This is a genomic window from Streptomyces malachitofuscus, from assembly GCF_055571035.1.
Genome location: NZ_JBVIGA010000002.1, coordinates 213,195 through 239,879 on the forward strand (window position 1 = coordinate 213,195; position 26,685 = coordinate 239,879).

The following is a 26,685-nucleotide window of genomic DNA, read 5'->3' on the forward strand; positions in this document are numbered from 1 at the left end:
GCAGCTTAGTTCGTCGCCATGCCCTCGTCAGGTACCTCGCCGGGTGTGCCGTACCGGCGGTCCCGGCCCCTCGGCGGACTCCGGTCGAACACGGGTTTGCGTCGGCCCGCTAGCATGCGCGCCCATGACTGACGACGTACGCAACATCGTTCTGGGTGTGGTGGCCGCGGGCATCAGTGCCGCGCTGGGCTGGATCGCCCGTACCTATCTGTGGAAGCGGAAGCTCCGGCGCAAGCAGAACTTCTTCGGCCTGCCGGCGAACTCCGAGTCGCTGCTCGTCGTCAACCGCGATCCGGCGACGGCGGAACCGGCCGTGCACCGCTTCGACGTGTTCGCGCTGCTGGAACTCTCCGCGCTGATCAAGGACTGCGGGGCGCATGTGCAGATGGTCACCCAGGACGCGGCGCACCAGGGCTTCGGGGAGCGGACCGAGTTCTGCGTCGGCGGTCCTGGCTCGAACCGCAGAATGGTCGCCCACATGGCGGCCATGCTGCCGGGGGTGCGGGTCAATGTCGATCCGGAGCCGGGACCGGACCGGGGGGCCTTCCAGATCGGCTCCGAGCGCTACCGCATGGAACCGGGCGTCACCGAGTACGTCCTGCTGGCCCGGCTGACGGCCGGTGAACGGCGTGAGACGCGGCCGGTGTTCCTGTTCTGCGGCCAGCGCGCGATCACCAACCAGGCCGCCACGCGCTATCTCGCCCGCAACCACGAGCGGCTGGCCCGCAAGTACGGGTCCCACTCCTTCGTCCTGCTGCTGAAGGTGGTCAGCTCCCAGGCCTACGGCCCCGATGTGGTCGAACTCGTCGCGGACGTGACCAAGCCGGCCCAGACCCCGCTGCCCGCCCCGGCTCCGGCGTCCCACAAGGCACAGGGGGCGGACTGACCGGCCCGGCACCACCCGTCCGGCGCGCAGCTGACCTTCTCCTCGCCGGCGGACGACCCGTCGTGCGGGTCGGGTCGCCGTGCGAGCAGTGATCTCCGGCTGCCGCCGGACGGGACTGGCCTGGGTTGACCGCCTCCTCCGCGGGCGGGTCCGCGGCGGGTCCCTCCCGGCGGCGGTGTCCGCTCTCCTGGCGCGAAGTCCCCTCCCCCACCGGGATGGAGGGAACATCGTAGTCGAGGTCCGGCCGGACGGGTCCGTGGGCGTCACCCGCTCAGTGCTTGAGGATCTTCGAGAGGAAGTCCTTGGCCCGGTCGCTGCGCGGACTGTTGAAGAACTCGTCCGGTGTGCGGTCCTCGACGATCCGGCCGTCGGCCATGAAGACCACCCGGTTGGCGGCCGACCGGGCGAAGCCCATCTCGTGCGTGACCACGATCATGGTCATGCCCTCGTCGGCCAGTTGGCGCATGACCTCCAGGACCTCGCTGATCATCTCCGGGTCCAGCGCGGAGGTCGGCTCGTCGAAGAGCATCGCCTTGGGTTCCATGGCCAGCGCCCGCGCGATCGCCACACGCTGCTGCTGGCCTCCCGAGAGCTGTGCCGGGTACTTGTCGGCCTGGTCGGCGACGCCGACGCGGTCGAGGAGCGCACGTGAACGCCGGTCGGCGTCCTCCTTCTTGCGTCCGCGGACCTTGACCTGGCCCAGCGAGACGTTCTGCAGCACGGTCCTGTGGGCGAAGAGGTTGAACGACTGGAAGACCATGCCCACGTCGGCGCGCAGCCGCGCCAGCGCCTTGCCCTCGTGCGGCAGCGGCTGCCCGTCCAGCACGATCGTGCCGGACTGGACGGTCTCCAGCCGGTTGACGGCCCGGCACAGGGTCGACTTCCCCGACCCCGAGGGGCCGATGACGACCACCACCTCCCCTCGGCCCACGGTGAGGTCGATGTCCTGCAGGACATGCAGGTCCCCGAAGTGCTTGTTGACGTTGCGCAGCTCGATGAGCGGATCGAAGGCCATACCCACCCCTACTCGTTCTCAGCCGTGTGGTGGTCGCCGCAACGTATCCAGGCAAGATCGCCGGGAGGGGTGCGACACGCACTTTCCGATCATTAGCCGTATTTACAGCGGGCGGTGGGGCGGGGCGGGGACGGGGCGTCAGGCCTCCGCGACCTCCGCGTACAGCTGCGACAGCTCGGGCACTCCGTTGGCCGCCCACTCGTGGCCCGAGTCCACGACGTCGAACTCCCGGCCGGAGGCGAGCCGTACGACCGGCTGCCCGTCGGAACGGATCTCCCAGGCGGCTCCCGCGACGGTGCGCACGATGACGGTGCCGAGGTACAGCCCCGCGTCGTTGCCCAGCCAGTCCGACGTCTCCTCGTCGTCCCGCCAGCCCGGCACCAGCTGGTCCAGCGCCTCCAACGAGGCCGGGGAGTCGTCCAGTCGGACCCCCGCCCGGTACGCCTGGGAGCGCAACAGTTCGCATTCGGCGAGCAGTTCGGCGATGCCCTCGGAGTCGGGGAACCCGACCTTCCGGCGCCGATTGCCCAGGAATGGGATGTTCATACCTCCAGCCTGTCATCCGTACCGCCCCGCGCACCACAGGGCGCGCGGGGCCGGCCGGCGGCCGGGGGCGACCGGCTACACGTCCAGGTCCACCACGACCGGTGCGTGGTCCGAGGCGCCCTTGCCCTTGCGCTCCTCGCGGTCGACGTAGGAGTCCGTGACCGCCTTCGCGAACGGCGCGTTGCCGTACACCAGGTCGATGCGCATGCCCCGGTTCTTGGGGAAGCAGAGCTGACGGTAGTCCCAGTACGTGAACGGGTGCTCGTACTTGAGGGGGCGCGGCACCACGTCGGTCAGGCCGGCCTCACGCAGGGAGGCGAGGGCGGCGCGCTCGGCTGGGGTGACATGCGTGGAGCCCTCGAAGGCGGACCGGTCGTAGACGTCGTCGTCGGTCGGCGCCACGTTGTAGTCGCCCATGACCGCGAACGGGCGGCTGCCCGCCGCGTCGCCGGCCACGGCGGCCTTCAGTGCCTCGAACCACTGGAGCTTGTACGCGTAGTGGGGGTGGTCCACCTCGCGGCCGTTCGGCACGTACACCGACCAGACGCGGACCGGGCCGCAGGTCGCGGAGACGGCGCGGGGTTCGACGGAGCCCTCGTAACCGGGGTCGCCGGGCAGCCCCTTGACGACGTCCTCCAGGCCCACCTTGGAGAGCACCGCCACGCCGTTCCACCGGCCGGTGGCGTGCACCGCCGACTCGTAACCCAGTTCGCGCAGCTGCTCCGCCGGGAACTGTTCCTCGGCGACCTTGGCCTCCTGGAGGCAGAGCACGTCCGTGCCGCTGCTCTCCAGCCAGGCCAGGAGCCTCGGCAGGCGGGCGGTGATCGAGTTCACGTTCCAGGTCGCGATGCGCATGCTGCACAACCTACCCGGCGGGTCCGACAACGCCCGCCCGCCGTCCGTCCGCCTACAGCTCGGCGGAGCCGCCCGGTGCGAGCCGCAGGTGCTCCGCGCCGCCCAGGGCGCCGATCTGGCGGTCGTAGACCGGGCGGGCGAGGTCGGTGAGCGAGGCGTCGTGGATGTCGTAGGCGCGCGCCGGACGTACCTCGCGTACGTAGTCGATGACCTCGGAGATCTTGTTCCAGGGGGCGACGACGGGCAGCATCAGCGTCTCGACCGGGGTGTCGGGAACGGTGAACGCGTCACCGGGGTGGAAGAGCTTCCCGCCGTCGAGGAGATAGCCGACGTTCGTGACGCGCGGGATGTCCGGATGGATCACCGCGTGGAGTTCGCCGTGCACCTGGACGTCGAAGCCGGCGGCGGTGAAGGTGTCGCCGTGGCCGACGGTGTGCACGCGTCCCGGGAACGCCGCCGAGATCCGGTCCGCGACCGACTTCAGGGTCCAGATCTCGGCCGCCGGATCTGCCTCCAGGGCGGCCCGCAGCCGCCCCTCGTCGAAGTGGTCGGGATGCTCGTGCGTGATGAGGACGGCCTCCGCCCCGAGGGCGGCGTCCTCCTCGCTGAACCCTCCGGGATCGACGACGAGCACACGTCCGTCCTTCTCCAGGCGGACGCAGGCGTGGGACTTCTTCGTGAACTTCATACGTCCATCCTGCCCCCGGTGCCACTGCCGTGCGGAACGGCCGGGGCTCACTCCTGGGGCGTGGTCTCCTCGCGGACGACCTGCTGCGCCACCCGGAAGGCGCTGTTCGCCGCCGGGACGCCGCAGTAGACGGCCGCCTGGAGCAGCACCTCCTTGATCTCGGCAGGGGTGAGCCCGTTGCGCAGGGCGGCCCGGGTGTGGAGGGCGAGCTCCTCCAGATGACCGCCGGCGACGAGGGCGGTGAGGGTGACACAGCTGCGGGTGCGCCGGTCGAGTCCGGGGCGGTCCCAGACCTCGCCCCAGGCGTAGCGGGTCACGAGCTCCTGGAAGTCGCCGGAGAAGTCGTCGGTCGCCTCCAGCACCCGGTCGACGTGCGCGTCGCCGAGGACCGCGCGGCGCACCTTGATCCCGGCGTCGTAGGGGTCGGGTCTGCCCTGCGGCGCCTGCGGTACGGCCGCCGGGGCGATCTCGGCGACCGGGGCGGGCTGGGCGGGGGCGACGGCCTGCGCGGGCTGTACCGGCGCCGCGGGCAGGGCGACCTGGCCGGTGGCGGACTCGAAGACGGGCTGCCAGGCGGTGGAGAAGTGCCGGACCAGCAGGTCGGTGACGGCGGCCGGCTGCTCCACCGGCACCAGGTGGGAGGCACCGGGCACGACGGCGAGGCGGGCGTCCGGGACGCCCGCGACGAGGGTGCGGGCCTCGGCGGGGCCGGTGACCTGGTCCTCGGAGCCGACCAGCACCAGGGTCGGCACGCCGACGCTGCCGAGCTCCGCGCGCACGTCGAACGAGGCGAGGGCCTCGCAGGCGGCGATGTAGCAGCCGGGGTCGGTGGTGCGCACCATCTGCACGGCCCACTCGGTGATCGCGGGCTGCGCGGCGGCGAAACCGCCGGTGAACCAGCGTTCGGGCGCGGAGCGGGCGATCGGGTCGAGTCCGTTCGTCCGCACGATCACCCCGCGCCGGCGGAACTCGTCCGCCGTGCCGAAGCGGGGCGACGCGGCGATCAGCGCGAGGGACGCGAGACGCTCGGGATGGCGCAGGGCCAGCTCGATGCCGACGGCACCGCCGAGCGCGCAGCCCGCGTATCCGAAGCGCTGCACGCCGAGGCTCTCGAGGGTGGTGAGCAGCCGCGCGGTGAGGTCGGCGACGGAGACCGCGGGGCGGGCGGGGGCGCCTCCGTGTCCCGGCAGGTCGAACCGGAACACACGCCACTGCTGCGTCAGCTCGGGGACCTGGCGGTCCCACATGTGCCATGTGGTACCCAGGGAGGGGCCCAAGATCAGGACGGGAGCCTCTTCTGGCCCGTCAAAGCGGTATTGCAGGGTGTTCGACGGTGTCTCACTCACGCCTCAGACCCTCTCACGTCTCACAAAATCTCACAGAGCCCGGGGAACCCGGCGGCTCTTGCCCCTCTCGGCGCGGCACTGCCGGAACCCTCGGGGATCCAGATACGAGTTCTCCAGCGTGTACGCGTGGCCGTGGGGACGGTGCGTCCTCCTGGCTCGCGCGCTCTCCCAGTCCCTGCGCCGCAGCACTTCCTTGTGCGGCACGGCTTCCAGGTGGCCCGGGTTGCAGCAAAGCGTAAATTGCCGCCCCCAAGGATCGGCACGACGCACCTGGAAGCCCTCCGGAGTCTCACCGACCAACAACCTGAACACCACACGGTGGACAAGCTGTGTCCTTCCCTCGTAGGAGACCTGGCCGTAACCTGACTGCTCCTCCCCGATGCAGCTACCGGTCCACAGCCAGCAGCCGGTCTCCGGGTCCACCTCGATCTTGGCTGCCACGCAGGTGGGCAGGTCGCTCCGTCGGTAGGCCGCCCGGCTCACGCTTGCCCCTCCGTCGCAGCACCGTGCAGGCCATCCCACGTTGTGGCGGCTTCGCGAAGGTCTTCGACGTCCGGCTTCACGTACCACTTCTTGGTGGTCTTCACATTCGTGTGTCCGGCCCACCGCGCAAGGATGTGATCCGGCACGCCGTTGTTGGCCAGAAACGTGAGGCACGACGCACGAGCATCGTAGAGACGGACTCGGCGGAGACCGAGGATTTCCATGAGCCGATACGCGCGTCGACGAAGCTGCTTGATCGTGAAGGCTGCTCCGGTCTGGTGCACCAAGACGTAGCCGGACTCTGCGTATGCCTCACCCAGGGCCAGCTTCTCCTTGGCCTGGAGGGCCTTGAACGACTTGAGAGCAGCCAGCACCGGAGCCGGCAACGGAAGGTCCCGTTCACCGGCCAGGGACTTGGTGTCCTTCTCCACCACGTACCGATTGCCCATCATCGTCCGTGTGTTGGCTATTGTGATCGTGGCGTTGTCCAGGTCGACGTCTTCCCACCGGAGTCCGCAGACTTCAGCCGGACGTAGACCCATGAGGGACAGCAGGAGTGGAGCGTAGAGCCGTTCTTCGCTGACGCCACGGACGAACGTCTGAACCTCCAGGACGTTCCAGGGCTTCACCTCCTGCTTGTTCTTCCTCTCTTCCTTGCGTGCTCTGCGCGGAATGGTCACGTGCTGGGCGACATTTATGGGCACCAGCCGACGCGTCACGGCTCGGTTCAGAGCGTCCTTCAGCCGAGCAAGGCTCATGTCCACGCTGGTCACTCCGAGCGGAGTGCCGGCCTTTCCACCGCGTACGCGCCCGTGCTTCAGAGCCCAGTGCATCCACCCTTCTACGTCCTCTTCGGTGAGTTCCTGAAGACGGATGTTGCCCAACTTCCCCCGCACCCGGTCCAGGGTGATGCGGTAGTTGTAAATTGTGGTCTCTTCCAAGTCGTCAGCCTTCATGGCCAGCCACTGGTCGAGCCACTCATTCACGGTGAGCTTATTTGGCGGTGCGAGCGTCCCTTCCTGGTGACGGTTGGTGATGCGGGCATACTCGGCCTTCGCTTCCTTCAACGTGCCGAATGTGCGAGTTAGCTGCTTGCGCTTCCCGGTGGTGGGGTCGATGCCTATATCGACTACGAACCGGTACCGGATCTGCCCCTTCGTGTTCGGCGGCAACTTCTTGATCGGGTCGGACAGGGTTCCTCACTCTCCTTGAGGCCGCGAAAATTCCACATTGACGGAGGGCCGCAACGCTTCAGGGAAGGGACGCCGCGGACGTCAAGGCACCAGCAGACGGTGCCGTTCTCTACGGTTTGCGACGCCTCATTACTGCATCCGCTACTGCTCCACCGCCAGGCGCAGCCGCATGCGAACGCCCTCAATGGTCGTCAGGATCGCCGGTTTGGCTAACCGGCGATTGTGGGCTATGTTGCGGGCCTGCACAGGCAATCTTGTTAGTGGACGAAATGCAGGAGATCAGCCAGTGCGACCGGAGACGGCGCGTCGAGCCGTCCGTCACGAGCACCGGGAGCTCGTCGCCTTGAGCCGAGATTCGCCCGCCACGACGCGCTCGGGAGCATCGGCGGCCCAGGCGATGTGTTCCAGGTTCTGAGAGCGGCCTTCGGCAGGTAAAACTCCCTTTGATCAGGGACTCGACGCGGAGGCCAAGGAGCATAAGAGGTACCGACCGCCGTCATTACCAATCCGTCTCCTGGTCGGCCCGGAAGCGTGAGCCCTTTGCTGACCTGGTATTTTCCCAGACGTTGTACGTTGACATGCTCTCGGAGCAGGTTCCAGTCCTTCGGGGCTCTTTCTCGTCTGCCGTGGGCGAATCAAGGCTGCAAGGCGCGGCACACGGTAGATGACCGGAAAGCGGCCTGCCCGGCTCGCTGCCTGATCGGTACTGCTGCAGGAGACCCTTCCTACGGCCAAATGATCGGCGTGTGAGCGGCAAAGAGCTGCTCGGCTGAAGTACGTGAAGGGTGAGTTGGGGCGTATGAGCGGGTCCCACGCGGATCGGCGATTAGACCGTGGCACGTCGGCTGGGCTCGGGCGAGCAGTACTGGCCCTTCTGGCGTGCGTGCGTCGTTGCCGGCCTCCGGGCATCGTGATGCTGGAGCAGGCCGACATCGAGCCGGCGTGAAGGAAGGTCCTTCGGTGCTCCCCCTCTCGCGTTCATCAAGCAACGCACGGCCAGCGCATCGAGCCGGTATCCGCCCATCCGGGCTGCGTCTGGGCGCGGCGACCCTCACCATTACCCGGAACCGTCCGGCCGAGACCCATCAGCGCGTCGACCGCGCCAAGCGGCCTCCCGTGGAAGGATTCGACCTGGTCCAGGGCCTGTCGGGGCTGGGGGCGTACCACCTGAGCTGCCAGCCGAACGCGAGGTGACCCGGGTCGTCCTGGCCTGCGTGGTGCACCTGACCGGCCCCTGCTCGATCCGGCCGGACTGCCGCCGTGGCGGATGAGCGTCGCGCCCACTGGCTGTCCCCACACCGGCTACCCCGCCGGACACGGGAACTTCGGGCTCTCCCACGGCATCGGCTCCGTCCTATGCGTACTGCCCCTGTCCCTGCTGCGCGACGTGGCAGTGCCGGGAACAGTCGACGCGGTCGAACCGACCCGGGTCCTTGTGAGCGTCACAGGCGCTGCTTCGGGTACGGATTCCCCACCCTCAGACATGCAGCGATCGGGTGCCAGCTCAGGCCGTCGCCTGACCTGCTAGGCCCCCGCGCACGGCGCGCCGGAGAGGCGGGCGAGTACGAGAGGCGGCTGGGTAGGGTCGTGGTACACGAGCTGGAGAGGTAGTTGCATGGCCAACGGGATTGTGATCGCGCAGACAACCATCGACACCGAGGACCAGGCAAGGGAGCTGGCACGGGGTGCGGTTGAGAGCAAGTTGGCAGCGGGTGTTCACATCGACGGGCCGATCACCGCCGTCTACTGGTGGAAGAACGAGGTCGAGACGGCGCGAGAGTGGCGTATCTCGTACATGACGACGACAGACCGTCTCCCGCAGCTGGAGGCGTGGCTGTCCGAGAGGCACCCGTATGACGTCCCCCAGTGGATCACGCTGCCCGTGACCGGCGGGTCGGAGGCGTACCTGTCGTGGGTTGTTGAGGAGACAACGCGGGACTGACGAGCGACGTGTCGCGTGACGGCGCTCGTGTCCTTAGCTGAGCTCGCCCGTGTACGAGGGGATCGATTCAGGACGCGAACTGCCGCAAGTGATGGGCGAGTTCCCGCTCACTGTCGGGGAGCCAAGCGGCTATTTTCGCGGCGCGTTCCTTGCCCATCGTGTTGGGCTTGGCTTGGGAGGCGGCCGTGAACTGGCGCGACACGTAGACGCCTTGTTCGACGTCGCCTCCGCACAGCAGGGCCGCAGCGAGATCACCGAGGACGACGACGCCGCCATCCGGTAGTTCGTCCCCGAGGCGGTCGACCGCGGTGTCGGCCGTGGCGGTGAGTTCGGATCGACCCAATTGCCCGTACACGGAAAGGGCCAACGAATCCATCCGGTACGGCGTCACGAAGCGGACCCATGCCTGTTCGCTGGTGTGGTCCGCGAAGTCGTACGCGAAGCGTGCTCGGTCAAGCGCACGCAGCGCTCCTGTCTCGTCGCCGGCCGCGGCTGCTTCCTCCGCGTGCCTTCCGAGGACCCAGGCTGCGGCCGTGGCGTTGCCGTGGCCCCGCACATCCTGGGAAGCCTGGGACAGGAGTTCCAGCTTCCTCTTCGGTGTTGGAGCCCCGTAGCTGGCGTAGGTGAGGGCCAAGGCTCTGAGGGGAGGATGCCCGGCCTTCGCCGCGCACTCAGTCGTGACGTTGTAGTAGGCGCCAGCCTTGTCGTACTCGCCCAGGTCCCAGGCCACCCATCCGGCAAGGGCGGCGGTTTCCCCGGCTGCGATGGTGAGCGCCCGTTCGTGCTTGCCGGCGTGAGGCAGGGCTGCGGTGATCGCGTCAAGGTGGGACTCAACGGTGCTTTGCAGGCGGCGGGCACTGAGATTGAGTTCCTGGACGTGCAGGTCAGCAGCTCGGTTGATGAGCGCGATCGCAGCGGGCGTGTCGATGCGGGAGCCCTTGCTGAGCGCGAAGGCGAGCCGCCCCCAGGGCTCGGCAGCCGCGCTGACGCCGATGGTGGCGCTGCCCAGCAGCTTGCGGCGCTTCACGTCGTCCTGGTCCTCCTCTTCACGGACGTTCCCCCTCCTCCGTCGGGCGCGGGCGGCCTTGGCCTCCCGTAGTAGTTCTCCGAAGGGGACGCCGGAGGCCGCTGCGATGTGGGCGAGTGTGTGGTTCGTAGGGACGTTCTCGAACTTCTCATAGCGGCTGATTTCCCGGCGAGTCATGGTGTCCCGGCCGGAGACAGCGTTGATCGCGTCTGCCTGCTGCTCTTGCGTCCGGCCTGCGTCCGTCCGGAGCCGGAGCAACAGTTCGGCGAACGGATCTGGCATGAGTGTGACCTCTGTCGTGGGCGGAATCCAATCATGGCCCCAATTCCCCCCTGGCTTTCCCCCCTTGACAGATTTTTCCCCCTCTGGATTCCCCTGGTAGACGGCCTCGCAGCGCGGTGCGATGGGCCCATGACCACGTTCCTCAAGTCGGGCAACCGAGGCCAGCAGGTGCTGCTCCGGGACGAGATCAAGTTAGGCGGCCAACTCTTGCCGAATCCGGTCCAGGGCATGGTCCGCGACTTCCCTGATCTCCGGCAGCCGGCGGTGCGCCGCGCGCACGATGCGCTGCAATTGGTGAGGAAGGCGCTGGCGGACCGCTTCCTCGACGGCGGTGTGCAGGGACTGCGCGGCGCCGCCGCAGTCGTCAGCGGCCAGCCGTACCTGGGCCACGGTGATGAGCTCGATCACGCGCCATTGTGGGGCGACCGTGGTCGTCGGAACAGGACTGCCCTTCTCGACCAGTTGTACGGCGATGTCGGTCCTGCCGGTGGCCATCAGCCCTCGAAGTCGGATCTCGTGCAGGGCGTAGGGGTTGAACAACGACGTGTGTTTGGTCTCCTCGAGGAGCCGGTTCGTCTCCTGCATTGCCTCGTCGAACAGAGACTGGTTCTGGAGGGCGCCGGCCGCACGAGCGAGCAGTGGAAGTACGGCTGCTTTCGCCTCGTGGTGCGGTGCGATGGCAGCCGCGTGCTGCAGACGGTCGACAGCGGCTCCGTGGAGGCGAGCCTTGCGCAGCTCGTTGCCGTGCATGCGCAGCACGTAGGAGGTGAAGGCCGGTTCGCCGAAGTAGCGCGCGATGTCGATGCTCTTCGCGGTCCAGCGGGCGGCGGTGCTCAGTCGTTCCTCCGGCAGGACGTTGCCCAGGGCGACGCCGAGGCCGACACGGGCTCGGGCCAAGAGGTGGAGGACGTCCCGCTCCGTGTGCCCGTCCTCCATGCGTGCTTCGAGCCGGGCGACCAGTGGCCACAGCTCGGCGACGGCTTCGGAGGCGTGTCCGGACTGTCGTGCGATCTCGGCGAGGCGGACGGTGGACTCGCCGAACTGGAGCATGGCTCGGTGGTCGGTGTCGGCAGGATCGGTGACGCCGACGATGTGCGGGGGCAGACGCAGGATCTCGGCGATGTGCCGTCTGGAGCCGATGTCGTCGAGGCTCCGTCTGCCGAGTTCGAGGAGCGAGATGTACGTCTTGTCGTAGCCAAGGAGCTGCCCGAGTTCGGACTGGTTCATACCGTGTACGGCGCGGTGGAAGCGGAGGATGGCACCGAGATCACGGGTGGCGAGGATGGCCTCGGCCTGCGGGGTTGCCCAGTGCCACAGGGTGTGTTGCGAGCGCCGTGCCACCATCGCGCTGTCCATGGTCGGTCACATCCGCGCGTACCAGGCGGCGATGGACTGCTTGTATCCGTCCGGCATGGTCAGACCGGGCACTTCGTCGGCGGTGAACATGCCGAGCTGCTTGTGCTCGTGACTCACCACGGGGGTCTTGTCCGGGGTCAGGACGGCGCAGCCGTAGGTGACGATCACGACTCGCCGCTCCGGCATGGTCACGGGCAGGGGCTGGTAGATCCACACGTCCAGGAGAGGACCGGCCTTGACCGCCCAGCCGGTCTCCTCCTCGATCTCCCTCTCCACTGCCAACTCCGGTGTGGCATCGGGGGGTTCGAGTCGGCCGCCGGGCAGTTCCCACTCCTCGCGTTCGTTCTTCAGCAGCAGTACGCGTCTGTGGCTGTCCACGGCTACGCCCTTGACGGAGACGGGCCAGGTGGGGGGCGTGTACGCCATCGCTCTCCTCGGATTGCACGTACGGCCGGGGGTGGTCGGAACGTAGCACGCGGCCCGTGGCGCGAGTTGGGCGTGGGCGAATTGCCCGAGTCGACAATCTGTCGCTTTACCCCGGGTCCAGCGGCGCCGAACAGTGGGACCAATCCATCGCAGGCAAGGAGATCCGTGATGCGCCGAGTTCATCAGCCGTACGCCGACGTCTTCGTGCGCAACCATGTCGATCTGGCTGTACCGGGAGCCAAGGAGAAGATCGCAGGGCGGCTGCGGGACACGGGCTTGGTCACTGTCGACGGTCTCGCTTCGCGCACTGCCGTGCTCTCCTTCGCGACCCGGATCATGAATCTGGTGCCGCACCGCGACAGCGACTCGGACGGCCTCACCACCATTCGCGACACCCGCCGTCACGCGCATCGGGCGGGCTTTGCCGGATTTGGCAACGGCCCGCTTGCCCCGCACACCGAACGCTCCGGCACCCCCAATCCGCCCCGTCTGATGCTCCTCGTGTGCGGGCAAGCCGCCGAAACGGGTGGGGAATGCCTGCTCACCGACGGGCAGGCCGTGCACGCCGACCTCTTCAGTGGTGAAAGGGAGGCCGCGGTTGCGCTAGCTCAACCGCGCTCCGCGTTCTTCGGCGCCGGAGACGGTCATGCCACGCAGGTGTTCACCGTCCACGACGAGCTGAGGGTGTCGATGCGCCTGCGGCTCGACGGGCTGGCGCGCTGGAACCCGATCGTTCAGCCCTACCTCCCGCGACTGCGGGCGGCAGCCGGACGTCACCAGGTGCGTCTCGACCTGGCTCCCGGTCAGGGATACCTGCTGGACAACGAACGCTGGCTTCACGCGCGTCGTGCCTTCACTGGCGATCGGCTCTTCTGGCGCGCCCTTGGGCAGCCCCTGTTTCCCATGCTGCCAGGGTTCGCGCCCGCCGCCTCAACCTCCGCCCGTACACCCATGCTCTCGGAGGCGGGATGATGACGGACCGAGCCCAAACGCTCGCCACGGTAGCGACGACGTCCCCCACGTCTCTCGCCGCAGCCGCTGCGGCCGCAGTCCGGGACCAGGCGGACGAAGGCGGTTTCGAGGTCGACTTCCTCCCAGCTGAGCACCTCATCAGGCAGATGAGGCGGATCACCAGAACCCAGCTGTGCCATTGGGACCTGACCACGCTGAGCGACGACGCCACGCTCGCCGTCTCCGAGTTGGTCACCAACGCCATCAAGCACGGCAAAGGACAACCAGTCGGGCTCAGGGTGCGGCGCTCCCCCTATGAACTGCGCATAGAAGTGACCGACGGCACCCCGAGTCCGGCACGGCTGCGTTCCGCCGACGTGGCCGATGAGAACGGCCGCGGCCTTTTCCTCGTCGCCGCCCTCGCCCGGAAGTGGGGAGTCAGCAAAGACGGCAGGACGACCTGGTGCATCTTCCAGATCCCTGAGGGGAGGGCGTGATGGTTGCAGTGCCGCCAGCGCGCAGATCTGGTGTCGTCTCGCTCTCCCCACGACGGCGTCTGGCTGCCCCTCACCGGCTGCGTGCGGACGGATCGCGCGCGCTTCCTGCTCCCGCTGCCTCCAAGGAAGCCGGACCCGACGGTGAATCCGGTCGCGGGATCCGGCTTGTCCATGCGATCTCAGATACGCGCGAGAGCAGCGCCGAGGAGACGTGGTGTGAGTTCCTCTACGCGAGGGCTCAGACCTCCAGCTGGTCCCCGACCAGCCAAACGACGAGCGACACAGCTCAGTCACTCCCGTTACGCAGGGCGCTCCGAGGGCCGTTCGCTTGCCTTCGCCCAGTAATTCGGTTCGAGCATCTCGCCAGGCCACGCGGGCTGACGGATCGGGCCCCGAGGCCCCATCTGTTCGAAGTATGGTGCCAGGTCGATCACGGGCGTTCCGTCTACGGCGTCGAGATCGGTGACCAGCAGGTCCCGGCCTTCGACATTGAGCAACCGCGGGTAGCTGATCGCCAGTTGGTTGGGGCGCCGGTGGTTGCGGTGGACGAACGTACCGGTCGCCGGCCAGTTCTGGTTTCCCCGTGGGCTGCGTGCGTGGAGCTCGATGTCTTCGGGTCGCGCCAGGTGGAAGCGCCACGTCACCGTCAGGTGGGAGAACTCTTCGATTCCCTGCAGCGTTTCGAGGGGATACTCGTCGTCGAGCCGGATGATCGATTCGACTCCGCCCTGGTAGTCGTCCTGAACGCGGGTGTGACCCCCGACGACTCTTGCGATCGACTCGATCTCGTACGTCGCCATCGGCGCTCGTTCCTCTCCCTCGACGTAGCGTGCGCGGCGGCCTCCGGCCAGCGTCGCGATCCTGCTCCGTGGTCAGCCTATGGTGCGCAGCATGTCCCGTGCCCGGCGGTCCAGTTCGGCGACATGGCGACCACCGCGTTGCCGGACGGGCGAGAGGTCGCTCTGCATGCGGACGATGACGTCGCGGGCGCGGCCGGACTGGACGCCGACCATGGCGTCGAGGGCCCGGTTCCAGGTGGCGCACGCCTCGTCGAGGCGTCCCTGCTGAACCTGGACGGCGCCGAGGTAGCCGAGGGTCACGCTGTGGGTGCGGGCGTACTGCTGGCGGCGGCGGGTGGCCACGCTGCGCTGGAAGTGGATCTCCGCGTCCAGGGGCTGGCCCATGTCGCGCAGGGCGCAGGCTGTCTCGTGGGCCAGGGAGGCTTCCTGGAAGAAGCTCACGCGGCTCGGAGCGTCGTTGTTGTCGGCGCGGGAGAGGTCTCGCTCTGCGCGGCTGATGGCGGCGAGGGTGCCGGCGCGGTCGCCGTCGGCCGCGAGGGCTCGTGCGTGAACGATCGCGAGCAGTGCTTTCTCGCGGTGGCTGGCTTGGCCGTAGCGGTCGCGGTTCATGGAGGCGTCGGCCAGGGCGAGGGCGCGGCGGGGGTGTCCAAGGTCCACGGCTTGGTGGGCGAGGGCGCGCAGGATGTGGCCGCCGAGCGGCCCGTCGCCCGCTTCGGCCGCTATGCGGGCGGCGAGAGTGAGGTAGCGCTGGGCGGTGCGGTGCTCGGAGGCGTCGAAGGCCATCCACCCCGACAGGTAGGTCATCTCCGCTACGGCCGAGTAGGTGTCGCGGCGAAGCTGCTCCGTGCGGAACCTGCTGCCGAGGAGGGGCACCGCTTCGTCGCGAAGGTGGCCGGCGAGAGCCGAGCGTCCCGAGGCTCCACCGCGCTGCTGGTCACGCGCGGAGTAGAAGGTCGTCAGATCGCGGACATCGTCGATGTCGGCCTGTGTCACCAGCCGGGAGGAAACTGCTGGGCGCTTCGCCGCCGCGGCAGGAGCGGCTGCCCACCACGAGGCGGTGGGCAAGGCGAGTCCGGCGGCCGAGTACGCGGCGGTCGCCAGCAACTTGCGTCGGTGCATATCGAGGTCGTCGCTTCCCAGCTCGGCCAGCACGGTCAGAGGGTCGACGCTCCAGTCGGAACCGCTGTCGGTCTTGCCTGTCGCTTCACCTTCCAGCCCGAGGTCGGCCAGGGTGAGGCGGCGGCCGAGCCTGCGGGACAGCGTCTCGCGAAGGATATGAGGTGCCTGACCGCTCGGCTGCGTGCCCTGCACCCACATGGCGATGTGCGAGCGGGAGATGGCTTCCAGCTCACGCACCCCGCTCTCTGCGGCTACCCGGGCGACCGCTGCGGCTGCTTGCGGCTGGGACCAGCCCGCTTCGCGCAGAAGTGCGGCGAGGGCGACGTTTCGCATTCGGGCCATGCGCTGCCCCTCGGTTCCGAAATGATCTTTGACGCCTTTGACGGCCTCGGGGGCCGCGCAGGCATACCCCCCAGTGGGGATTCACGGTTCGCTCAACGTAGCGACCGGATCACTCATTTTGCACGACGACCCCGGTCAACTTGGCCTGATCTGAACAGGAGTTGTGTCATGCGTCTCTCGCTGGCTCCCCGCCAGGACGCCTGTCAACGCGTCGCGTCCAGCAGGAAGGGCCGGGTCGCTGTTGAGGCGGCTGCGCAGCGCGATCAAGCTGTGGCCGCGGCGGAGACAGTGGCGCTTGTGCTGGACGAGGACTCGCCGCTGCCGGAGACCGCTGCCGACGTTGAAGAGCTTGCGATGCGTCTGCGCGGTCACATCGATCGACTCGGCGTCATGCTGCCGAAGGAGGAGCCAGCGCTGCGCCGCGCACAGCAGCTCGGCTCGGCGGCGGTGCCCGACGGCTACATGCCCAGCAGGGTGCATCTGGTCAAACTGGCCGAGGCGGCCCAGGAGCTCGTGGCGACCGCGGAGGCCCACGGCACCGGCCGTGCGATGCGGCAGCGGGGACGGCGTTGGTGGACGCCGTCGATCAACCTGCTGCGCGGCACAGTTTTCGCGGTCGCCTTCGCCTGTCTTGTCCTGGCTGCGTCGATGCCCCGGACATGACCGTCACCGGGGCGGTTCTGATCGTCCTGATCCTTGGTCCCACGGCATGGCTGGTTCTCCGCGGTGATCGCGTAATCAGTCCGCCGTCGGCGGACGAGGAACCAGCTCCGGCGCGGAGTGAGTCGCCGCCTCACCGGTGACCACCGGAGTTTCGCCTCACCGACAGTTCGCCGGCCGTTTCGACGGCCCTGAAGCCCTCCCCGGATTCGCGGGGTCTAACGGAGATCTTCAAGATGAAACGCCTTCCGCGTATCGAGCACTACGGCCTGATCGGCGATATGCAGACCAGTGCCCACGTCTGCGACGACGGCTCGATCGACTGGCTGTGCCTGCCCCGCTTCGATTCGCCGGCCCTCTTCGCTGCGCTGCTCGGCACGCAGAAGCACGGCGCGTGGCGCATGGCCCCGGCCGCTGCGTACGAGGGGGGAGCGGGTGCGACTGCCGCGCGGCGCTATGTCGGGGAGTCCCTTGTGCTGGAGACGGTCTGGACGACGCCCTCTGGCAGTGCGAAGGTTACCGACTTTATGCCGCCGCGCGACGGGGCACCGCAGGTCATCCGGATCGTGGAGGGAACGGCTGGCCAGGCTGCCATGGCGTCCACGCTGCGCGCCCGCCCTGGCTACGGCCGGGTCAGCCCGTGGATCCATGAGCTGGGCGGACGCATGATCGCTGAGGGCGACGGGGACGCCCTGTGGCTGGACACGTCCACCGGGCAGGTTGAGAAGGACGGCGCGATCGTCAGCTCCTTCACGGTCACCGCCGGCGAGAGCGTCGCCTTCGTGCTGAGCTGGGGGCCCTCCCACGGTGTCGCGCCGGAGATCCCGGATCCCGACGCGGCGCTCGCCGAGACTCTCGCGTTCTGGGAGGACTGGACGAGCCACTGCACCTACGACGGCCCGCACCGGGAAGCAGTCGTCCGGTCGCTGATCACCCTGAAGGCGATGACGTACGCCCCAAGCGGCGGCATTGTCGCAGCGCCGACCACGTCGCTGCCGGAAGAGATCGGCGGCGACCGGAACTGGGACTACCGCTACACCTGGCTGCGCGACGCCTCCACCACCCTGGGCGCCCTGCTCGGGACGGGGTACCGGCAAGAGGCCGAGGCGTGGCGGCGGTGGCTGCTGCGGGCCGTGGCCGGAGATCCGGAGAACCTGCAGATCATGTACGGGATCACCGGAGAGCGGGATCTGCCGGAGCGGGAGCTGCGATGGCTGCCCGGCTACGAGAACTCCGGCCCGGTACGGATTGGCAACGGGGCTGTAGACCAGCTGCAGCTCGACGTGTACGGCTACGTGATCGAGACCCTGTACCTCGCCCACCAAAGCGGGGTGGCCCGTTGTGGCGACACCGCGGTCCTGCACCAGCGGCTGGTCGAGCACCTCGCCGAACGGTGGCAGACGCCCGACGAGGGAATCTGGGAGATCCGAGGTGAGCGCCGCCACTTCGTGCACTCCAAGGTCATGGCCTGGACCGCGATCGACCGGACCATCCGCCTGGTCGAGGCCGGCGCCCTGGACGCCGATTTGTTCGCCCTGATTGAACTGCGCGAGGCCATCCACCAGGAGGTGTGCACGCGCGGATTCGACCCGGTCCGCAACACCTTCACCCAGTCCTACGGATCCCAGGAGGTCGATGCCGCCCTGCTGCTGATCCCCCGGGTGGGATTCCTGCCGCCCGACGACCCTCGCGTACTCGGGACGGTGGAGGCGGTACGCCAGCAACTGTCCACCCCGGAGGGCCTCGTACGGCGCTACCCGACCGCCGGCGACCGCATCGGGCTCGACGGCATGAACGGTGACGAGGGGACCTTCCTCCTCTGCTCGTTCATGATGGTCGACGCGCTCGCCCTGACCGGCCGCCTGGACGAAGCCCACGCTCTCTTCGACCGGCTCCTGGCCCTGCGAACCGACCTCGGCCTGCTCGCTGAGGAGTACGACCCCGCCACTGGGCGACAACTGGGCAACTTCCCGCAGGCGTACATCCACATTGGGGTGATCGGGTCCGCGCTCCTGTTGCAGCAGCTCGATGCGGGGGCGCCCGCAGCCGAGGATGACGTGCTCTTGGCGGTGGGTGTCTGATGAACGCGACCGCCACCATCATGTTCATCGTGCTCGCCGCTGCAACCATAGTCGCTGCGGCAGCTGCCTGGGTTATCCATCACCGCTGGCAGAAGACGCGTCGGCAGGCCCACCTCCTGGCCCGCGACCAACAGGCCACCGAGGGTGCCCTGCAGAAGCTGGTCGACGAGACGCTGCCCGAGATCCATCGGTCGGGCGGTCGGATCACGGTGCCGGCCCTCGCACCGGAACTGGCCGGCACCGTGATCGGTGAGCAACTGACCAACCTGGTCAAGGGCACCGCCGGGGTCGTCCAGGCGGTGGTCCGCGACATCCAGTACGCGGCGCACCAGGAGATCGAGCAGGCGAAGACGCTCGGGGCGGAGGAGTTGCGGCGTTCGCACACCGCCGCGCAGGAAGAGATCGCGCGTGTCCGTGCCACTGCCGTGCGGTCGACGGAGGCCGCAGTGCGCAGTGTGTCGTCGGCGCTCGTGGGCATGGCCGCTAAGACAAGCCGCAAGGTCAGCGAGGGCGTACGCGAGCACGAGGACGACGCCGCGTTCGAGACGCTGACCGGTATCGACCACACCGTGCAGCAGATGCTGCTGGTCGCCCAGGGCTGGACCATTCTGGCCGGCGGCAAGCTGACCCGGCATTGGCCCACGACGACGCTGACCGATGTGGTGCGAGCCGCGATGGGCTACGTCGAGGACTACCAGCGTGTACAGCCCCAGGAACTCACCGTCGCGGTGAAGACCCGCGTGGTCGGGCCTGTGGTGCACGCCCTCGCACTCCTGCTGGACAACGCGCTGCGCTTCTCGCCACCACAGTCGAGAGTGCACGTGTCCTTCGAACAGGGCCACCACGGAGTCACCGTCTTCGTGGACGACAGCGGCCTGCAGATGACGCCGGAGCAGCTCGACAGCGCCCGGGACATCCTCACCGGGCAGCGCACCGACGACATCACGCAGCTCGGCGCCCGCCCGCAGACCGGGTTCCGAGTCGCCGCCGCCCTCGCGAGCACCTACGGATTCCGCATCGATGTCCAGGCGCCCAACTCCCTGCTGGGCACCCGCGCGCTCCTCACCCTGCCCCAGGACCTCCTCACCACGGCACCCCAGGTGTCGCCGGCAATCTCGCAGGCGGCACAGGAAGATCCGCCAGCTCGTCTCGCGTCCGCCCCTTCCAGCCCGCTCCCTGCGCTCGCCCCGGTTCCGGTAACCACACAGCCCGCGCTCACCCCCGTCCCACCGACGGCCGGGGAGTCCGACCGGGAGCGTTCCGCTGCCCGCACGACCGCCAGTGGACTCACGGTGCGCAGCCGCCGCGCCGCACCCGCCCCCGCTCCCGTTCCCCGCCCTGCCAACGCCGAGCCGGGTCGGGCGAGCGTGATCGCGGCCTGGGCCCGTGGCACCCGGCGCGCCCGCGCCGAGCAAGGCACCTACGTCCCCGCTGCCGACAACGACCAAGGACACGACGCATGACCGACAAGAACATCGGCTGGCTCCTCGCAAGCCTGGAGGAGACCGCCGGCGTGGAATACGCCGTGCTGGTCGCCGCGGACGGTATGAGCCCGGCCTACACCGACCAGTTGCCGCGCGAGCGCGCCGAGAAGATCTCGGCCATCGCCTCCACTCTGTGGGGAGCATCGCGGGCCTACGACCGGGAGACGAAAGGCGGGGGCGTCCGCCAGTTCGTCATGGAGTCGGTCGACCACATCTCCCTTCTCATCCCGGCTGGCGACAACACCATGCTCGCCGTCCGCACCGACGGCCCTCACGCGGACATCGGTGTGATCAGCGAGGCCGCCCTGCGCCTGGCCGCGAGCGTGGGCGAACAGCTGGGCGTCCAGACACGCATCGCCGACGGCACGGAAGCACCGCTGGCATGAGCAGGCCGCGGCAGGACCCGGATCTGGTCAGGCCCTACGTCCGCACGGGCGGACGTACCCGCCCCAGCATGGACGTGCGCCTGGAGAGCCTGGTCTTCGCCGCGACCGGCACCCGTCCCGGCCTCAGCCCGGACGCACGGCGCGTGCTTGCCCTGTTCGCACCCGCGCAAGGCGGGGGGCTGGCCGTCGCCGAGATCGCCTCCGCACTCGCCCTCCCGCCCTCCACCACCCGGATTCTCGTCGCCGACCTCATCGGACACGGACTGATGACCCTCGCCCAGGGCCACGACGACGACCGGCCCCCGGCCGCACTCATCGAAAGGGTTCTCCATGGACTCCGCGCTCACGCCTGACCGGTTCGTCGCGCCCACGGTGACGGCAACCGCGAAGATCGTGGTCGCCGGAGCCTTCGGCGTGGGCAAGACCACCTTCGTCGGCAGCGTCTCCGAGGTGCCTCCGGTCCACATGGAGGAGACCATCACCCGGGCGAGTGCCCTCGTCGATGATCTGGCCCGCACGCCTGCCAAGTCCACCACCACCGTCGGCGTGGACTTCGGACGCAAGCACCTCAGCGACGACCTCGTGCTCTACCTGTTCGGCACCCCCGGCCAGGCCCGATTCAGCTTCCTCTGGCAGGAGTTGATCATCGGTGCCCTCGGCGCCCTGGTCCTCGTCGACCCCCGCGACCTGGACGCCTCCCACGAAATCCTCGGCCTCCTCGAAGAGAACGGCGTCCCCTACGCCGTCGCGGTCAACCAGTTCGACGGCGCGCCTCGCCACCCGCTCGAAGAAGTCCACGAGGCCCTCGCCCTGGAGGGACACACGCCGCTGACCGTGTGCGATGCCCGCGAGCGAGCGTCCTGCATGCAGGCCCTGATCCAGCTCACCGAATACCTCGCCCGTCTCGCGCACCGTCTGGAGCCCCGACCGTGAGCACCGCGACCCGCCGCATCCCCCTGTACGAACCGGACTTCGCCCAGAATCCGCACGCCGCCTACCAGCGCATGCGCGAGCAGTTCGGCCCTCTGGTCCCCGTGGACCTGGCCCCGGGCGTGCCCGCCACGCTGGTCGTCGGCTATGAGGAGGCCCGCCGCATCCTCGGCGACCCGCAACGCTTCCCCGCCGACCCGCGCCGGTGGCAGACGTCCGTCCCCGACACCTGCCCCGTACGGCCGATGATGGAGTGGCGTCCCAACGCCCTGCGCTCGGCTGGCGCCGAGCACACCCGCTACCGGGCCGCGAACACCACCGCCCTCGCCGCTGTCGACCAGCACGCGCTGCGCGGCCACGTCGAACGGGTCGCAGAGCAGACCATCAACGCCTTCAAGGCTGGCGGCAAGGCGGACCTGCTGTCCCAGTACGCCTGGCCCCTCGCGTTCCAGACGCTCAGCCACCTGCTCGGCTGCCCCGACGAGGTCGGCCATCGGATCGCGGACGGAATGGCGAAGATCTTCGACGGGGTCAACGCCTCCATCGGCAACCAGATCATGGCCCAGGCCGTGGCGGACCTCGTCGCCCTGCGCCGCCGAGAGCCCGGCGACGACGTGACCAGCAGGCTTCTCGTCCACGTCGCTCGGCTGGACGACATCGAGATGGGCCAACAGCTCATCACCCTGTACGGGGCGGGCATCGAACCCCTGACCAACCTGATCACGAACACCCTCCTGGAGATGCTCACCAACAGCGAGTTCTCCGGAGACCTGCACGCCGGCGACGCCTCCGTCCGCGAGGCCCTGGACAGCGTCCTCTATCGCGACCCGCCACTCGCGAACTTCGCGATGACCTACCCGCCCCGCCCGGCCGACATCGGCGGGTACCTGCTGCCCGCCGACCAGCCGGTGGTCATCAGCTATGCCGCCTGCAACAACGACCCCGCCCTGGGAGCCCACCGGCCGCTGGGCAACCGGGCCCACCTCGCCTGGGGCGCCGGCCCGCACAGCTGCCCGGCCAGCTCGCACGCCTACCTCATCGCCGAAGCCGCCATCCTCCACATCCTCGACGCCCTGCCCGAGATGGACCTCGACGGCCACCGCGACGGCCTCGTCTGGCGCCCCGGCCCCTTCCACCGCTCGCTGGTCGCCCTCCCCGTCACCTTCCCCACCAGCTGAAAGAGATCCCCAACGTGTCCGAACGGCAGATACTCGTCCTCGACCCCACCGGATCCGACCCGGACGCCGAACACCAGGCCCTGCGCGACCGTGGCCCCGCCACTGTGGTGGACATCCTCGGCGTGCGCGCCTGGTCCGTCTCCGACCCGGCCCTCCTTAAGCAGCTTTTGACCAGCAAGGACGTCTCCAAGGACGGCCGCGCTCACTGGCCGGCCTTCGCCGAGACGGTCCCCACCTGGCCGCTGGCCCTGTGGGTGGCGGTGGAGAACATGTTCACCGCCCACGGCGACAACCACAGCCGCCTGCGCCGCATGGTCGCCCCCGCCCTCTCTGCCCGCCGTACCGCCGCCCTCCAAGCGGACATCGAGGTCCTCGTGAACGGCATCCTCGACGACCTCGATGCCCTCCCGGCCGACGAGGTGGCCGACCTGCGCGAGCACCTCGCCTACCCGCTCCCGATCGCAGTCATCGGCAAACTCATGGGCGTCCCCGCCGACCGGCGCACCGAATTCCGCACCGTGGTCGACAACGTGTTTGCCACCCACCTCTCCGCCGAGGAACAAGCCGCGAACACCGCCGCCCTGTACGGCCTGCTGGACGCCCTGATCGAGATCAAGCGCACCGAGCCCGGCGAGGACATGACCTCGCTGCTGATCGCCGCCCGCGACGACGAGGGCGACGGCTCCGCCCTCAGCGACGCCGAGCTGCGCGACACGCTCCTGCTGATGATCAGCGCCGGGTACGAGACCACCGCCAACGTCATCGACCAGGCCATCACCACCCTGCTGTCCGAGCCAGAGCAGCTGGCCCACGTCCGGGACGGCCGCTGCACCTGGGAGGGCGTGGTCGAGGAAACCCTGCGCCACCAGCCCGCGGTCAAGCACCTTCCCCTGCGCTATGCCCGCACCGACATCGCCCTCCCGGACGGTCAGACGATCAAGACCGGCGAGGCGATCCTCGCCTCCTACGCCGCCGCCAACCGGCACCCCGACTGGCACGAGGACGCCGACCGCTTCGACGCCACCCGCCCCAGCAAGGAACACCTCGCCTTCGGACACGGCGTCCACTTCTGCCTCGGCGCCCCACTCGCCCGACTCGAAGTCGCCACCGCCCTGCGCCTGCTCTTCGAACGCTTCCCCGACGCCCAACTCGCCACGGACAGGGCCGCGCTGAGGAGGCTGCCGAGCCTGATCAGCAACGGACACACCGCCGTCCCCGTGCGCCTGCGCCCGACGTCGAACCGCTGACCGATACCGAGGAAGACCACCATGACCGCCCCCGCCCCAACGTCACCCCTCACACCGTCCGAACGGCGCCTCGCCCGGCACGTCGTGGAGGGCCTGAGCGCCCGCGAGATCGCAGCCGCCACGCAGCTGACGGCCAACACCGTCCACTCCACGCTGCGCAACGTGCGCGGGAAATTGCACTGCCCCGAACGCTGCTCCCTCGCCGTCGTCGCGCACCGTCTCCTCGACGCCGGAGAGATCACCACGCCAGCGACGGACGCGCCCGCACCCGAATTGAGCGCCGAGCAGATCAGCCTGTTGAAAGCCGTCACCGAGCACACTCGGCCCCTCGACATCGCCCGCGCCGCCAAGCTCGCCCCGGCCGACCTGCGCGCCGCGCTCGACCAACTCCTCGCCGACACCGGGTCGCCGGACATCACTCGCCTGGTCGTCCAAGCCCACGGCTGGAACCTGCTGACCGCCAAGCAGACCAGCACGGTGCAGAGCGGAGTGACCCAGTGAACGCATCCCCCGTTCCCACGGCCGTCGAGCCGTCCACCGCTCCGACGCACCAGCGACCGGCAGCGTTACCTCCCGTGTACGAGATGCGCTCGCTGCGCACGGACGCGGAACGCGCCGAAGCCGCCGCACTCGTCCAGGACCGTCAGCGCTGGCTCACCCTGCGCGGCCTGCCCGTACCCGCCCGCGTCGATGTCCCGGCTCTCTTCCGCGACCCGCAGGCGGAGCCGGCCGGACTGATCGAGGACGGCCGTCTGCTGGCCTGCTTGATCCTTCAGCGTGAGCCCGACCTCGGCTGGGGCGGGGGCCCGTGCCTCTTCCTCGGCCATGTCCACACGCTGCCCGACCGCTCCGACGATACGACTCGTCTGATCACTCTCTGGGCCTCCGACTTCGCTGCCCGCCTCGATCTGCCGCACGTACGAGCCGAAGCTCTCGCGCGCCACCCGCTCGAAGCCGACCCCATCGCCCGCTTCCTGGACCGTCTCACCTACATGGGCTGGGACGTGCGCGGCGCCGGAAACGGACAGACCGGCGAACGAGTCGCCCGTCTCGAACTCGCTGCGGAGCACCGGCCCGGGCTCGGCGCCCTCGTCGGCTGCAGGGTCCACGAGCCTCGATCCGCCGTGGACGAGCGGAGCATCGTGTGAAAGCCGCCGACCCGCTGCGGCCGGACCTCGCTCGCGAGCTGATCATCCTGGCGGAGCAGTCAGCGAAGCGCCAGGCACAACGCGTCCGCAACCAGCTCGACGCCGTCCAACTCGGCCAGGGCCGGCACGGCGACCACGCCAACGCCAAGGTATTGCGCCGCATCCTGGCCGACCACGACTGGCCCGGCCGCCGCCTCGTCGGCCCCGACGGCGCACGCGCTGCCTGGAGGATCGCCCTCCACTCCGACGACGAACCCGACTTCCAGCGGGCAGCCGCCGTCCTGCTGTTCCGCGCCGTCCAGAGCGACGACGCACGGATCCAGCACTGGGCGCATCTCCACGACCGCGCGCTGATCAACAACGGGCACGACCAGGAATTCGGTACCCAATATCTCCTCGGTGCCAATGGGATCGAGCTGTGTGCCCTGCGCGAGCCGAGCACCCTGGACCAGCGAAGGGCTGGCGTAGGGCTCCCACCAGTGGCCGTCGTTTTGGAGAGGATGCAACACCGTTTCCCGCCCATGCGCCATGACTCCGACTCCCCGACTGTCGTGCTCGCGGGGGCCGCATGACCGACGACGGTCCGCCCCAGTCCACATGGGACGCCGGACCGACTGGACCGCCCTGTCTCCAACCCACAAGGACGATCATGGACTTCACCTCCGTTCCGCTGCCGTCCGGCGCCTTCACCATCGGCAAGAGGTTCGACTTCGAGGCCGGCCACCGGCTTCCAGGACTGCCGACTGAGCACAAGTGCGCCCGCCAGCACGGCCACAGCTACGAGGTCGAGGTGATCCTCTCCGCCCCCTCCTTGGAGGAGCCCGGCTTCGTCACTGACTTCGGCGCGCTCGCACCGTTCAAGAAGTTCCTGGACACCGAACTGGACCACCGCAACCTGCACGAGATCCTCCCCTTCGAGCCAACCTCGGAGCGCTTGGCCCAGTTCCTGGCTGGCTGGTTCATCCAAAATCTCCAGCCGACGATCCCCGGCCGCCTGGTTGCCGTCCTCGTCCGCGAGACCGGGAACAGCTGGGCCCGCTTCGATGTGGAGGGGCAGTGACCACGCCTGAGCCGATCACCATCGGGACGGTGCCGGGGAACACCCAGCACCATCTGATCGTCGCGGAGTGCTTCGGCGTCGAGGTGCCGACCTTCCAGGGCGAGGGCCCGAGCTGCGGGCACCCTGCCCTGTTCATCCGCCTGTCCCGGTGCAACCTGACCTGCGCGAAGTGCGACACGAAGTACACCTGGGACTGGTCCCACTTCGACCCCCGCGAGGAGTCGACGAAGCAGTCCGTGGTGGACCTGGTGGCCTGGGCCGTGTCCTCGCCGGTCCAGCTGGTCGTGATCACCGGCGGTGAACCGCTGATCCAGCAGTCGCGCCTGGTGCCTCTCGTCCGGGAGCTGCTGGCTGGCGGGAAGCGGGTGGAGTTCGAGACGAACGGCACCATCGCGCCCTCTCCCGAACTTGTGGTCCAAGGAGTCCGGTTCAACGTCTCGCCGAAGCTCGCCAGTTTCGGCGTGGAGGAGGCCACGAGCATCGTGCCCGCCGCGCTGGAGGCGTTCGTGGTATCCGGGCAGGCGGCATTCAAGTTCGTCGCGTCCTCGGTAGCGGACCTCGACCGGGTCGCCGAACTGGCCGACGCGCACCGGTTGGCGCCGGTGTGGGTGATGCCGGAGGGCACCACCGCCGAGGCGATCACAGCAACGACTCGGATCCTCGCGGACGCAGTGGCTGCCCGGCACTGGCACTTCACCACCCGGCTGCACGTGCTGGCCTTCGCGGACGCGCGAGGCCGCTGATAAGCACCCCATTC

The 26,685-nt window shown here is 68.9% G+C and carries 28 protein-coding genes; 17 read left to right on the plus strand and 11 right to left on the minus strand.

All coding sequences use genetic code 11. The features are described 5' to 3' along the window. Positions 1-124 precede the first annotated feature (124 nt). Positions 125-886: a hypothetical protein gene (locus tag ACZ44S_RS03445; protein WP_466924115.1), complete on the plus strand. Its 762-nt coding sequence runs from the start codon at positions 125-127 to the stop codon at positions 884-886. Positions 887-1,157: 271 nt separating this feature from the next. Here ACZ44S_RS03445 and ACZ44S_RS03450 read toward each other — a convergent pair whose 3' ends face one another. The 6 genes from ACZ44S_RS03450 to ACZ44S_RS03475 all read right to left on the minus strand — a co-directional run bounded on the left by ACZ44S_RS03450 (position 1,158) and on the right by ACZ44S_RS03475 (position 6,991). After that, on the minus strand, positions 1,158-1,901 hold the full coding sequence (locus ACZ44S_RS03450; protein ID WP_466924118.1) for an amino acid ABC transporter ATP-binding protein: 744 nt from the start codon (positions 1,899-1,901) through the stop codon (positions 1,158-1,160). A 138-nt stretch (positions 1,902-2,039) separates the two neighbouring features. Further along, a complete protein-coding gene (locus ACZ44S_RS03455; RefSeq protein ID WP_466924121.1) occupies positions 2,040-2,447 on the minus strand; it encodes a DUF6278 family protein in 408 nt (135 codons plus the stop codon). A 75-nt stretch (positions 2,448-2,522) separates the two neighbouring features. Continuing rightward, positions 2,523-3,302, minus strand: coding sequence for an exodeoxyribonuclease III (locus tag ACZ44S_RS03460; protein ID WP_190163784.1), 780 nt, complete (start codon positions 3,300-3,302; stop codon positions 2,523-2,525). Positions 3,303-3,354: 52 nt separating this feature from the next. After that, positions 3,355-3,990, minus strand: a complete 636-nt coding sequence (locus tag ACZ44S_RS03465; RefSeq protein WP_466924123.1) for an MBL fold metallo-hydrolase — start codon at positions 3,988-3,990, stop codon at positions 3,355-3,357. A 47-nt stretch (positions 3,991-4,037) separates the two neighbouring features. Then, entirely contained in the window at positions 4,038-5,336 is a 1,299-nt protein-coding gene (pcaDC, locus tag ACZ44S_RS03470) for a bifunctional 3-oxoadipate enol-lactonase/4-carboxymuconolactone decarboxylase PcaDC (protein ID WP_466924126.1), read from the minus strand. Positions 5,337-5,815: 479 nt separating this feature from the next. Then, positions 5,816-6,991 carry a tyrosine-type recombinase/integrase gene (locus ACZ44S_RS03475; RefSeq protein ID WP_285514758.1) on the minus strand — a complete coding sequence of 392 codons (1,176 nt, stop codon included), beginning with the start codon at positions 6,989-6,991 and terminating at the stop codon, positions 5,816-5,818. Positions 6,992-8,627: 1,636 nt separating this feature from the next. Between ACZ44S_RS03475 and cutA the strand changes: the two genes are divergently transcribed. Next, positions 8,628-8,954, plus strand: a complete 327-nt coding sequence (gene cutA / locus ACZ44S_RS03480) for a divalent-cation tolerance protein CutA (protein WP_285514759.1) — start codon at positions 8,628-8,630, stop codon at positions 8,952-8,954. A gap of 67 nt (positions 8,955-9,021) precedes the next feature. Here the strand turns inward: cutA and ACZ44S_RS03485 are convergent, their stop codons facing one another. The 3 genes from ACZ44S_RS03485 to ACZ44S_RS03495 form a co-directional block, all read right to left on the minus strand. Then, the gene (locus tag ACZ44S_RS03485) at positions 9,022-10,263 is read right to left on the minus strand and encodes a helix-turn-helix domain-containing protein (RefSeq protein ID WP_285514760.1); all 1,242 of its coding nucleotides are present in this window, start codon (positions 10,261-10,263) and stop codon (positions 9,022-9,024) included. A gap of 192 nt (positions 10,264-10,455) precedes the next feature. Next, complete coding sequence (locus ACZ44S_RS03490) at positions 10,456-11,619, minus strand: helix-turn-helix domain-containing protein (protein ID WP_285514761.1); 1,164 nt, start codon at positions 11,617-11,619, stop codon at positions 10,456-10,458. Positions 11,620-11,625: 6 nt separating this feature from the next. Continuing rightward, positions 11,626-12,045: an NUDIX hydrolase gene (locus ACZ44S_RS03495; RefSeq protein WP_285514762.1), complete on the minus strand. Its 420-nt coding sequence runs from the start codon at positions 12,043-12,045 to the stop codon at positions 11,626-11,628. A gap of 168 nt (positions 12,046-12,213) precedes the next feature. On the opposite strand from ACZ44S_RS03495, the gene ACZ44S_RS03500 reads away from it, so the two are divergent. Together ACZ44S_RS03500 and ACZ44S_RS03505 are read left to right on the plus strand one after the other, a co-directional pair. Next, on the plus strand, positions 12,214-13,017 hold the full coding sequence (locus ACZ44S_RS03500; RefSeq protein ID WP_285514763.1) for a TauD/TfdA family dioxygenase: 804 nt from the start codon (positions 12,214-12,216) through the stop codon (positions 13,015-13,017). Continuing rightward, complete coding sequence (locus tag ACZ44S_RS03505) at positions 13,014-13,493, plus strand: ATP-binding protein (protein ID WP_285514764.1); 480 nt, start codon at positions 13,014-13,016, stop codon at positions 13,491-13,493. Before ACZ44S_RS03500 ends, ACZ44S_RS03505 begins: the two co-directional genes overlap by 4 nt. A 299-nt stretch (positions 13,494-13,792) precedes the next feature. Here ACZ44S_RS03505 and ACZ44S_RS03510 read toward each other — a convergent pair whose 3' ends face one another. Further along, positions 13,793-14,293: an SAM-dependent methyltransferase gene (locus ACZ44S_RS03510; RefSeq protein ID WP_285514765.1), complete on the minus strand. Its 501-nt coding sequence runs from the start codon at positions 14,291-14,293 to the stop codon at positions 13,793-13,795. Between the two features lie 72 nt (positions 14,294-14,365). Continuing rightward, positions 14,366-15,754, minus strand: a complete 1,389-nt coding sequence (locus ACZ44S_RS03515; RefSeq protein WP_285514766.1) for a tetratricopeptide repeat protein — start codon at positions 15,752-15,754, stop codon at positions 14,366-14,368. A 168-nt stretch (positions 15,755-15,922) separates the two neighbouring features. Between ACZ44S_RS03515 and ACZ44S_RS03520 the strand changes: the two genes are divergently transcribed. The 13 genes from ACZ44S_RS03520 to ACZ44S_RS03580 all read left to right on the plus strand — a co-directional run bounded on the left by ACZ44S_RS03520 (position 15,923) and on the right by ACZ44S_RS03580 (position 26,671). Further along, positions 15,923-16,417 (plus strand): DUF6415 family natural product biosynthesis protein, encoded by a 495-nt coding sequence (locus tag ACZ44S_RS03520; protein WP_285514767.1) that lies wholly within the window; start codon positions 15,923-15,925, stop codon positions 16,415-16,417. A gap of 233 nt (positions 16,418-16,650) precedes the next feature. Further along, entirely contained in the window at positions 16,651-18,495 is a 1,845-nt protein-coding gene (locus tag ACZ44S_RS03525; RefSeq protein ID WP_285514768.1) for a glycoside hydrolase family 15 protein, read from the plus strand. Continuing rightward, positions 18,495-19,958: an ATP-binding protein gene (locus tag ACZ44S_RS03530; RefSeq protein ID WP_285514769.1), complete on the plus strand. Its 1,464-nt coding sequence runs from the start codon at positions 18,495-18,497 to the stop codon at positions 19,956-19,958. Before ACZ44S_RS03525 ends, ACZ44S_RS03530 begins: the two co-directional genes overlap by 1 nt. Continuing rightward, entirely contained in the window at positions 19,955-20,365 is a 411-nt protein-coding gene (locus tag ACZ44S_RS03535) for a roadblock/LC7 domain-containing protein (RefSeq protein ID WP_285514770.1), read from the plus strand. The genes ACZ44S_RS03530 and ACZ44S_RS03535 overlap by 4 nt, the downstream gene beginning before the upstream one ends. Beyond that, positions 20,362-20,718: a DUF742 domain-containing protein gene (locus ACZ44S_RS03540; RefSeq protein WP_285514771.1), complete on the plus strand. Its 357-nt coding sequence runs from the start codon at positions 20,362-20,364 to the stop codon at positions 20,716-20,718. Before ACZ44S_RS03535 ends, ACZ44S_RS03540 begins: the two co-directional genes overlap by 4 nt. Further along, entirely contained in the window at positions 20,696-21,298 is a 603-nt protein-coding gene (locus tag ACZ44S_RS03545; RefSeq protein ID WP_285514772.1) for a GTP-binding protein, read from the plus strand. Before ACZ44S_RS03540 ends, ACZ44S_RS03545 begins: the two co-directional genes overlap by 23 nt. Further along, positions 21,295-22,473, plus strand: coding sequence for a cytochrome P450 (locus ACZ44S_RS03550; RefSeq protein WP_285514773.1), 1,179 nt, complete (start codon positions 21,295-21,297; stop codon positions 22,471-22,473). Before ACZ44S_RS03545 ends, ACZ44S_RS03550 begins: the two co-directional genes overlap by 4 nt. 14 nt (positions 22,474-22,487) lie before the next feature. Next, positions 22,488-23,720 (plus strand): cytochrome P450 family protein, encoded by a 1,233-nt coding sequence (locus ACZ44S_RS03555; protein WP_285514774.1) that lies wholly within the window; start codon positions 22,488-22,490, stop codon positions 23,718-23,720. A gap of 21 nt (positions 23,721-23,741) precedes the next feature. Further along, positions 23,742-24,221, plus strand: a complete 480-nt coding sequence (locus ACZ44S_RS03560) for a LuxR C-terminal-related transcriptional regulator (RefSeq protein WP_285514775.1) — start codon at positions 23,742-23,744, stop codon at positions 24,219-24,221. 74 nt (positions 24,222-24,295) lie between these two features. Further along, on the plus strand, positions 24,296-24,868 hold the full coding sequence (locus ACZ44S_RS03565) for a hypothetical protein (RefSeq protein WP_285514776.1): 573 nt from the start codon (positions 24,296-24,298) through the stop codon (positions 24,866-24,868). After that, complete coding sequence (locus ACZ44S_RS03570; protein WP_285514777.1) at positions 24,865-25,440, plus strand: DUF6624 domain-containing protein; 576 nt, start codon at positions 24,865-24,867, stop codon at positions 25,438-25,440. Before ACZ44S_RS03565 ends, ACZ44S_RS03570 begins: the two co-directional genes overlap by 4 nt. A 77-nt stretch (positions 25,441-25,517) precedes the next feature. Next, on the plus strand, positions 25,518-25,928 hold the full coding sequence (locus ACZ44S_RS03575) for a 6-pyruvoyl trahydropterin synthase family protein (RefSeq protein WP_285514778.1): 411 nt from the start codon (positions 25,518-25,520) through the stop codon (positions 25,926-25,928). Next, on the plus strand, positions 25,925-26,671 hold the full coding sequence (locus ACZ44S_RS03580) for a 7-carboxy-7-deazaguanine synthase QueE (RefSeq protein ID WP_285514779.1): 747 nt from the start codon (positions 25,925-25,927) through the stop codon (positions 26,669-26,671). Before ACZ44S_RS03575 ends, ACZ44S_RS03580 begins: the two co-directional genes overlap by 4 nt. Positions 26,672-26,685 lie beyond the last annotated feature (14 nt).

Excerpts from the sequence above, each read along its gene's own strand:
- ACZ44S_RS03485 (WP_285514760.1), bottom strand. The coding sequence starts at position 10,263 with ATGCCAGATCCGTTCGCCGAACTGTTGCTCCGGCTCCGGACGGACGCA.
- ACZ44S_RS03515 (WP_285514766.1), bottom strand. The coding sequence starts at position 15,754 with ATGGCCCGAATGCGAAACGTCGCCCTCGCCGCACTTCTGCGCGAAGCG.
- ACZ44S_RS03455 (WP_466924121.1), bottom strand. The coding sequence starts at position 2,447 with ATGAACATCCCATTCCTGGGCAATCGGCGCCGGAAGGTCGGGTTCCCC.
- ACZ44S_RS03560 (WP_285514775.1), top strand. The coding sequence starts at position 23,742 with ATGACCGCCCCCGCCCCAACGTCACCCCTCACACCGTCCGAACGGCGC.
- ACZ44S_RS03445 (WP_466924115.1), top strand. The coding sequence starts at position 125 with ATGACTGACGACGTACGCAACATCGTTCTGGGTGTGGTGGCCGCGGGC.
- ACZ44S_RS03510 (WP_285514765.1), bottom strand. The coding sequence starts at position 14,293 with ATGGCGACGTACGAGATCGAGTCGATCGCAAGAGTCGTCGGGGGTCAC.
- ACZ44S_RS03525 (WP_285514768.1), top strand. The coding sequence starts at position 16,651 with ATGAAACGCCTTCCGCGTATCGAGCACTACGGCCTGATCGGCGATATG.
- ACZ44S_RS03500 (WP_285514763.1), top strand. The coding sequence starts at position 12,214 with ATGCGCCGAGTTCATCAGCCGTACGCCGACGTCTTCGTGCGCAACCAT.
- ACZ44S_RS03530 (WP_285514769.1), top strand. The coding sequence starts at position 18,495 with ATGAACGCGACCGCCACCATCATGTTCATCGTGCTCGCCGCTGCAACC.
- ACZ44S_RS03535 (WP_285514770.1), top strand. The coding sequence starts at position 19,955 with ATGACCGACAAGAACATCGGCTGGCTCCTCGCAAGCCTGGAGGAGACC.
- cutA (WP_285514759.1), top strand. The coding sequence starts at position 8,628 with ATGGCCAACGGGATTGTGATCGCGCAGACAACCATCGACACCGAGGAC.
- ACZ44S_RS03465 (WP_466924123.1), bottom strand. The coding sequence starts at position 3,990 with ATGAAGTTCACGAAGAAGTCCCACGCCTGCGTCCGCCTGGAGAAGGAC.
- ACZ44S_RS03575 (WP_285514778.1), top strand. The coding sequence starts at position 25,518 with ATGGACTTCACCTCCGTTCCGCTGCCGTCCGGCGCCTTCACCATCGGC.
- ACZ44S_RS03545 (WP_285514772.1), top strand. The coding sequence starts at position 20,696 with ATGGACTCCGCGCTCACGCCTGACCGGTTCGTCGCGCCCACGGTGACG.
- ACZ44S_RS03520 (WP_285514767.1), top strand. The coding sequence starts at position 15,923 with ATGCGTCTCTCGCTGGCTCCCCGCCAGGACGCCTGTCAACGCGTCGCG.
- ACZ44S_RS03490 (WP_285514761.1), bottom strand. The coding sequence starts at position 11,619 with ATGGACAGCGCGATGGTGGCACGGCGCTCGCAACACACCCTGTGGCAC.
- ACZ44S_RS03495 (WP_285514762.1), bottom strand. The coding sequence starts at position 12,045 with ATGGCGTACACGCCCCCCACCTGGCCCGTCTCCGTCAAGGGCGTAGCC.
- ACZ44S_RS03505 (WP_285514764.1), top strand. The coding sequence starts at position 13,014 with ATGATGACGGACCGAGCCCAAACGCTCGCCACGGTAGCGACGACGTCC.
- ACZ44S_RS03540 (WP_285514771.1), top strand. The coding sequence starts at position 20,362 with ATGAGCAGGCCGCGGCAGGACCCGGATCTGGTCAGGCCCTACGTCCGC.
- ACZ44S_RS03460 (WP_190163784.1), bottom strand. The coding sequence starts at position 3,302 with ATGCGCATCGCGACCTGGAACGTGAACTCGATCACCGCCCGCCTGCCG.
- ACZ44S_RS03450 (WP_466924118.1), bottom strand. The coding sequence starts at position 1,901 with ATGGCCTTCGATCCGCTCATCGAGCTGCGCAACGTCAACAAGCACTTC.